Origin of the sequence: Acinetobacter sp. YH12233 (genome assembly GCF_013417725.1) — a bacterium.
In the GTDB taxonomy this organism is placed as follows: domain Bacteria; phylum Pseudomonadota; class Gammaproteobacteria; order Pseudomonadales; family Moraxellaceae; genus Acinetobacter.
Genome location: NZ_VPDK01000066.1, coordinates 1 through 5,828, shown reverse-complemented (window position 1 = coordinate 5,828; position 5,828 = coordinate 1). Strand labels below are relative to the sequence as shown.

At 41.3% G+C, this 5,828-nt stretch carries 8 protein-coding genes; 2 read left to right on the top strand and 6 right to left on the bottom strand.

Translation table 11 applies throughout. The features are described 5' to 3' along the window. Positions 1–387: 387 nt before the first annotated feature. Genes FTV12_RS15980 through FTV12_RS15970 form a run of 3 tightly spaced genes read right to left on the bottom strand, consistent with a single transcriptional unit; the run spans position 388 to position 3,208 of the window. On the bottom strand, positions 388–1,467 hold the full coding sequence (locus FTV12_RS15980) for a DUF6670 family protein (RefSeq protein ID WP_180012345.1): 1,080 nt from the start codon (positions 1,465–1,467) through the stop codon (positions 388–390). 24 nt (positions 1,468–1,491) lie between these two features. Further along, positions 1,492–2,313, bottom strand: a complete 822-nt coding sequence (gene pssA / locus FTV12_RS15975; RefSeq protein WP_005233819.1) for a CDP-diacylglycerol--serine O-phosphatidyltransferase — start codon at positions 2,311–2,313, stop codon at positions 1,492–1,494. 37 nt (positions 2,314–2,350) lie between these two features. Next, complete coding sequence (locus tag FTV12_RS15970; protein WP_004786802.1) at positions 2,351–3,208, bottom strand: 23S rRNA (adenine(2030)-N(6))-methyltransferase RlmJ; 858 nt, start codon at positions 3,206–3,208, stop codon at positions 2,351–2,353. 113 nt (positions 3,209–3,321) lie between these two features. Here FTV12_RS15970 and FTV12_RS15965 point away from each other — a divergent pair, with 113 nt between their 5' ends. Both FTV12_RS15965 and FTV12_RS15960 read left to right on the top strand, forming a co-directional pair. Beyond that, positions 3,322–3,924: a 2OG-Fe(II) oxygenase gene (locus FTV12_RS15965; RefSeq protein WP_159122608.1), complete on the top strand. Its 603-nt coding sequence runs from the start codon at positions 3,322–3,324 to the stop codon at positions 3,922–3,924. Between the two features lie 71 nt (positions 3,925–3,995). Beyond that, positions 3,996–4,523, top strand: coding sequence for a hypothetical protein (locus FTV12_RS15960; RefSeq protein WP_180012347.1), 528 nt, complete (start codon positions 3,996–3,998; stop codon positions 4,521–4,523). A 71-nt stretch (positions 4,524–4,594) separates the two neighbouring features. Here FTV12_RS15960 and FTV12_RS15955 read toward each other — a convergent pair whose 3' ends face one another. The 3 genes from FTV12_RS15955 to FTV12_RS15945 all read right to left on the bottom strand — a co-directional run bounded on the left by FTV12_RS15955 (position 4,595) and on the right by FTV12_RS15945 (position 5,557). Further along, positions 4,595–4,852 carry a DUF2789 family protein gene (locus tag FTV12_RS15955; RefSeq protein ID WP_104425715.1) on the bottom strand — a complete coding sequence of 86 codons (258 nt, stop codon included), beginning with the start codon at positions 4,850–4,852 and terminating at the stop codon, positions 4,595–4,597. A gap of 116 nt (positions 4,853–4,968) precedes the next feature. After that, a complete protein-coding gene (locus FTV12_RS15950; protein WP_005233812.1) occupies positions 4,969–5,232 on the bottom strand; it encodes a DUF2789 family protein in 264 nt (87 codons plus the stop codon). Positions 5,233–5,278: 46 nt separating this feature from the next. Beyond that, the gene (locus FTV12_RS15945; protein ID WP_004786814.1) at positions 5,279–5,557 is read right to left on the bottom strand and encodes a DUF2789 family protein; all 279 of its coding nucleotides are present in this window, start codon (positions 5,555–5,557) and stop codon (positions 5,279–5,281) included. Positions 5,558–5,828 lie beyond the last annotated feature (271 nt).

Below are 5,828 nucleotides of genomic sequence, written 5' to 3'. Positions count from 1 at the left end.
TTTCTGACAAATATTTCTCAAATAAACTTCGAGTAATTTCTACCATTCAATCAATGAAAATAATTTCGATCAATCAACCAGTAAAAATCCACACAAGTTGTTCTTCATAATCTCTTAATGATCTTCTCACTACTTCGTCAGTAGCAAGCTAGGTCGGCTATATTACTCTCTATCTCTAGAAAGTCAACCAGTAATGAAAATTATTTTTAAACTTTCTTTCTAAAACCCAACTCAACCATCTCATGCTAAGTTACTGTTTTATCAGAAGTTTTAATCTTCATCACCGCCGATGGATGTGCATTATAGACCAATCCCAAGCAAGCGCAACCCCTATTTTTAAGAAAATACTTCAGTTGATTATTATTTCTACAAAAATGCCGATTTTCCCTATTTTTTGAGCATTAAAGGTATAGGATTGGCCAATGTACTTAATAATTTCTCTTTTTTATTGTGTTCCTGAAAGCGCAAGGAGCGGCAATCTATATATTCACAGTAGCCCCCGTCCCCATGCTCAGTCTCGCCATTAATTCTAACTTCGTAATTAAAGCTTCCAACATAACCCGCAGCCAGACCAAATTTGAAATCTCCTCGGCTTTGTCCCTGCAGCCAGATCTGCATTCCTTTGCCATCTTCATAGCACCATTCAAACTCACGCGGCAGATACATCTTTTGCCCATTTGGAGTAGTCACACTCGGATAAACCCGATGCACCTTGAAATAGACTTTTTGATCGAACATTTGACTGGTCATATTTTTCAAGTCACGCAGATAAATTCGTGACTGCACAATGCTGTTCAGACTATCTCGAATTTGTGCCAACAATAATTGCCGTCCTTCACTCAGGTTAATAATCTGATAAGTCAGAAAGGCTAAAGGCAAATAGGGAAAATTAAAGCTTCGTGCAAATTCAAAACTACCTAAACTCTCGATAAGGTATTTCTGATCTTTATAATGTAAGGTGCCCTGACAATAACAAAGCAAAGACCAATGATCAGCCAGTGCAAAGCGCATTTGGGTAAAGTGTGAAATCAGATTGGTCGTATGGATGCTGAGATCAAAGCCCAGTTCAGAATCAAAACGTTGTAAACGAAAATGTGGAAAGTCGCCGGTCAGTTTTTCACGATCTAGAAACTGAAACAGGCCATACTGAAACTTGCAATCCTTTTTGATTGAATAGCAATTTAATTGTCCCGCCATATGCGGACTGGTACTACAGATTACTGTGGCTGTATCCAGTGCATTGGTTTGAATAGCACTCGGGTTAGCCAACATCGGTGCATTAGGCTGACCAATAATACTCAGAAAATTAAGATAATGAAGGGGTGCAGGCAGATCAGGAAGCGTCAGGCCCTGATGAATAATTTTATATTTCTGGTTTGGCCCATGATAGGCAAGATTATGCTGGGAAACAGCAGGAGTCTGATTCAGCTGTTTCGAACGATCTAGAAAATCTTGAAGAAACTGCATCTCAAACTCCTTATTTTTATATTGTTATAAGGTACTCTGTCTTTTTGCCATAAAGGTTGTAAGGAAACCAGACAAGGCATAGATGACAGAGATCACGAGAATCCCTACCGGAATATTATAAGTCATCGCTGCAAAGATAAACACCGCGATCGGCAACACGAAAAACGGTACCCGTCTACGCTCTACGGTTTTAAATGAATAGTATTTGATATTAGAAATCATCAATAAGCCAACGATTACAATAATTGCAGCATTAATGATTTGTACAGTAAAATCACGAATATCAAACACAGCCGGGAAGTCCAATCCTACCCAGACCAGTGAAATAATAATGACGGCTGCTAATGGACTCGCAACGCCAATAAAATAGCGTTTATCCACCACTCCAATCTGAACGTTAAAGCGGGCTAGACGGAAAGCTGCACAAGCCGTATAGACAAAACAAGCCGCCAGACCGATACGGCCTAAATCACTTAATCCCCAGCTATACATCAAAATAGCCGGTGCCACCCCAAATGCCAGCATATCGGATAGTGAGTCGAACTGTTCACCGAATGGACTTTGTGCCCCAATCGCACGTGCCACACGACCATCGAGACCATCAAATAAAGCTGCCAAGAAAATGGCATAAATAGCTTGCTGAAATTCGCCATTCATACTGGCAATAATCGAGTAAAAGCCTGATAACAACGCAGCGGTTGTAATCAGGTTAGGCCACAGATAGATACCTCGACGCTTAACTCTTTGCCCTTCCTGGGTATGCTCTACCTCTTCCACCTCGAAGGTGATGCCATCAAATGGCAAATCTTTCGAAGATTCGTGTTCCGGCTTATTTGTACTTGTCATTCTTGTCGATCCTAACTATGACCCGATCTTTAAAATATTATTCGCCTACTAACCAACGAACTGCTGCATGACCGCCATTTTCCTGCATACGCAAATGCGGGAATAACCATTGCAGCGCTTCGTCTGCATCTTCAGAGAACTTCCAAGGTGGGTTAATCACCAGTAAACCACAACCATTTAAACCCACTGGTGTATCATCTGGCCATACACAGATTTCACATACCAACTGACGGCGAATCCCGGTCTTGAACATTTTCTTCTCGAAACGTTCAATCATGGCACGGTCTTTAATTGGGTACCAAACTGCAAATACGCCTGTCGGCCATTTTTTATAAGCAGCAACCAGTAATTCAACCAGCTGTGGGAAGTCTTTACGCTCCAGCTCATACGGCGGATCGATCATCACCAGACCACGTTTTTCTTTCGGTGGAATGACTGCGAGCAAGCCTTCATACGCATCACGCTCATGCAAACCGGCGCGTTTGTCAAAAATGTTATGACGTAACTGCTGGAACACATCACGCTGCATTTCAAAAATGGTGGCCTTGTCAATTTCACGCATGCCTTCCAGTGCAAACCAAGGTGAACCCGGATATGCACCTTTACCAAAGTTTTCACGCATTTTCTCAACAATTTTTAAATATTGTTGTACGCCTTCTGGCGCATTACGCTTGACCGAATCATCCAGCTTGATCAGACGATGAATACCGTTCAGGAATTCCCCTGACTTTTGCGCTTCAGAGGTGGATAAATCATATTTACCTGCACCACCATGTGTATCTACATAGCGATATGGTTTATCTTTTGCATTGAGTCGAGTCAATAATTGAAGCAACAATACATGCTTCATGACATCGGCAAAGTTGCCAGCATGGTAATGGTGACGGTAATTCATGTTTCATTAATTCCTAATATCAACCGCTATTTTAACATGAAAAATAGTTTCGTTCAGACCCGATTCTTACATAGAATAGCGCGACCCCAATTTACCCTTCTAGGTGAGTTTCTATGGAAGCAGTTCAACTCCCGGCAACCTGGCCAGTTGATCAGATTATTGATGATCTAGATCAGCATGGTTTTAGCATGATCGACAATGCTTATGCCCCATCCTATGTTGAACAGCTGATTGCTGAATGTACCAGTAATCTGGAACGCTTTCGTGATGCAGCCATTCAGAATGGCGTAGTCAGCAATATCCGCAGTGATCACATTCTCTGGCTCAATGAAGATCTGGAAATTTCTAACCAGCATGTGCAAACCTTACAGGCTTTAGGTCATGAGCTGAACCGCGCTTTCTTCCTCGGCATTAAAGATGTGGAAGCCCATTTTGCCTGCTATAACGCGGGTGAGTTCTATGCCCTGCATCGCGATAATCCTCAAGGCAAAAATGGCCGGATGATTTCTGCGGTTTATTATCTGCATGATGATTGGCAAGATAACTGGGGCGGCGAACTACATCTGCAGGATAAAAATGATCAATGGCATATTATCCAGCCTAAACCAAACCGTATTGCCTTCTTCCAAAGTGATTTAATGCATGAAGTTTTAAAAGCCAAACATCAACGTTTATCAATCACCGCCTGGTTAAGAAGTGATACCTGTTTGCTCTAATCCTTTTTCAACGCTTTAAATTTCAATTTTCAGCCTCATATAGCAATCATTGAGATATGAGGACTGCGTTCATGCGACCAACCCCCAAAGAGATCATTGCACGCATTGGTGAAACAGATCAGCTGTTTTTAAATGGCAATACGCCTGAGCTGGCGCTTGAACGGGCTGATCTTCGTCTGCAACTGGTGACCATCAGTCAGTTACGTCAAGAGCAGGCGCATTTCCTGCAAGAAGCGATTGTTCTGCTGGAGCAAGGCCGGATTGAATTTGAAGAAATGCCACTGGATTTGTATATCAATCTGTCTTTACACCTGGCCAAAGCCTATATGATCTACTTTGAGCTGACCAAAGAAGATCATTATGCGCTTATTACCCAGCAGATTCTAAAACCAATGACCAATTATGAGCATGCGGACATTTATTTCTTCCTGGCTTATGCATCTGCCAGTAAGAAAGAGCCTGCCATGACTCGTCACTGGTTAAATAAATACAGTAAAACGGCCCAGTTTGACCATGAACTGGTAGGCCAGCATCCGGCATTTGATGAATATCGTCAACTGGAATGGTTTATTCAGATTCTGCGTAGCCGTATGCATTAAAACAACGAAATCTGTTCTTATAAAAATGCCTCACATTGATGAGGCATTTTTTATGAATTAATTTAATTGACTCAAGCCAGACGGCGTCGATCTGCATCCAGATGCAATTGCTGATTCAGTTCATCAATCCAGATTGCCCAGTCATCATCCTGTACCAGATGACTAATTAACAGCGAACGCTGCGCTTTATTCCAGAACGGTGCTTCATGCAGTGACATATGGGCAGGTAGCTGATGAGTACGTATATAAAGCTCAATTGCCGCCGGGCTGTTAGCCAGGCCGAGTTGAGAAAATAACAGTTCTAAGGATGGTTGGTTCTTCCCGAGCATATGCCCTCCTTATATCAGATATATTGTAGTTATTTATAGGACTAACTTATAAGATAAGACAAAAAAAACCTAGTCAAAGGACTAGGTTTTGTTGTGTCTTTTTGTATAAAGAAACTTTAATTGCTTTCAGGGCCTTCTTTATCACTTTCGACATGTAAAAGCTGGTTCAGTTTATCAATGATTACGATCCATTCATCATCCTGATGCCAGTGTTCGCGAAGAAAAGCGCTTTGCCCCTCATTCCAGAAATCTGCATCCGGCAAAATCACGTCTGATGGTAGCTGATGATTTTTGGTAAATTCATCAATTGATGCTTCATCAGCAGGCAAGCCTAATTGCTCAAATAATAATTCTAAAGTCACTTGCTGTTCTAATACCATTCGCTCACTCCATCATAAAAATAATCAGTTCATTGATTTGAAAATATTATTGACGCTTAGAAGAAGGTAGATCACAAGAACCACTTCCTTCCGCCTCAATATGCAATTGCTCATTGAGTACATCTACAAAAATTGCCCAGTCATCATCTTCTTTCCAGTGACCAATCAGAAAATCATGTTGGTTTTTGGTCCAGAAAGGAGCTTTATGTAAGGGGACGTCCATCCCAATCTGATGGGTTTTGATAAATTCATCGATTGCTTCCGGGCTTGAATCCAAGCCGAGTTGCTCAAAAAAAAGTTCCATGGTAGGTCGCTGCTCTAACATCTCAGTACCTCCTCTTTTGTTGATGATTCTTCTTATTAAACTAGATGAGCCACTCGCAAAGTTCAGTTGTCCCTCCTTCACAAGATGTTATTTTTTGTTCTTTAAATTTTTTAGAAATAGCAATAAAAAAGCACCCCCAATGGAGTAATGCCAGTCAGTTAAGAGATTGACTGGCTTTTTCTTGGGTATTTTTGAGGTTTTCCTTTTACAACCCTTGGATAACTCCTCACTCTTCTCTCAGGTATAACATACCGATTAGATTTCTCCATTA

What these genes read in the sequence shown, in the direction of transcription:
- FTV12_RS15945 (WP_004786814.1), bottom strand. Translation starts at nt 5,557, where the DNA reads ATGTTAGAGCAGCGACCTACCATGGAACTTTTTTTTGAGCAACTCGGC.
- FTV12_RS15960 (WP_180012347.1), top strand. Translation starts at nt 3,996, where the DNA reads ATGCGACCAACCCCCAAAGAGATCATTGCACGCATTGGTGAAACAGAT.
- pssA (WP_005233819.1), bottom strand. Translation starts at nt 2,313, where the DNA reads ATGACAAGTACAAATAAGCCGGAACACGAATCTTCGAAAGATTTGCCA.
- FTV12_RS15950 (WP_005233812.1), bottom strand. Translation starts at nt 5,232, where the DNA reads ATGGTATTAGAACAGCAAGTGACTTTAGAATTATTATTTGAGCAATTA.
- FTV12_RS15970 (WP_004786802.1), bottom strand. Translation starts at nt 3,208, where the DNA reads ATGAATTACCGTCACCATTACCATGCTGGCAACTTTGCCGATGTCATG.
- FTV12_RS15955 (WP_104425715.1), bottom strand. Translation starts at nt 4,852, where the DNA reads ATGCTCGGGAAGAACCAACCATCCTTAGAACTGTTATTTTCTCAACTC.
- FTV12_RS15980 (WP_180012345.1), bottom strand. Translation starts at nt 1,467, where the DNA reads ATGCAGTTTCTTCAAGATTTTCTAGATCGTTCGAAACAGCTGAATCAG.
- FTV12_RS15965 (WP_159122608.1), top strand. Translation starts at nt 3,322, where the DNA reads ATGGAAGCAGTTCAACTCCCGGCAACCTGGCCAGTTGATCAGATTATT.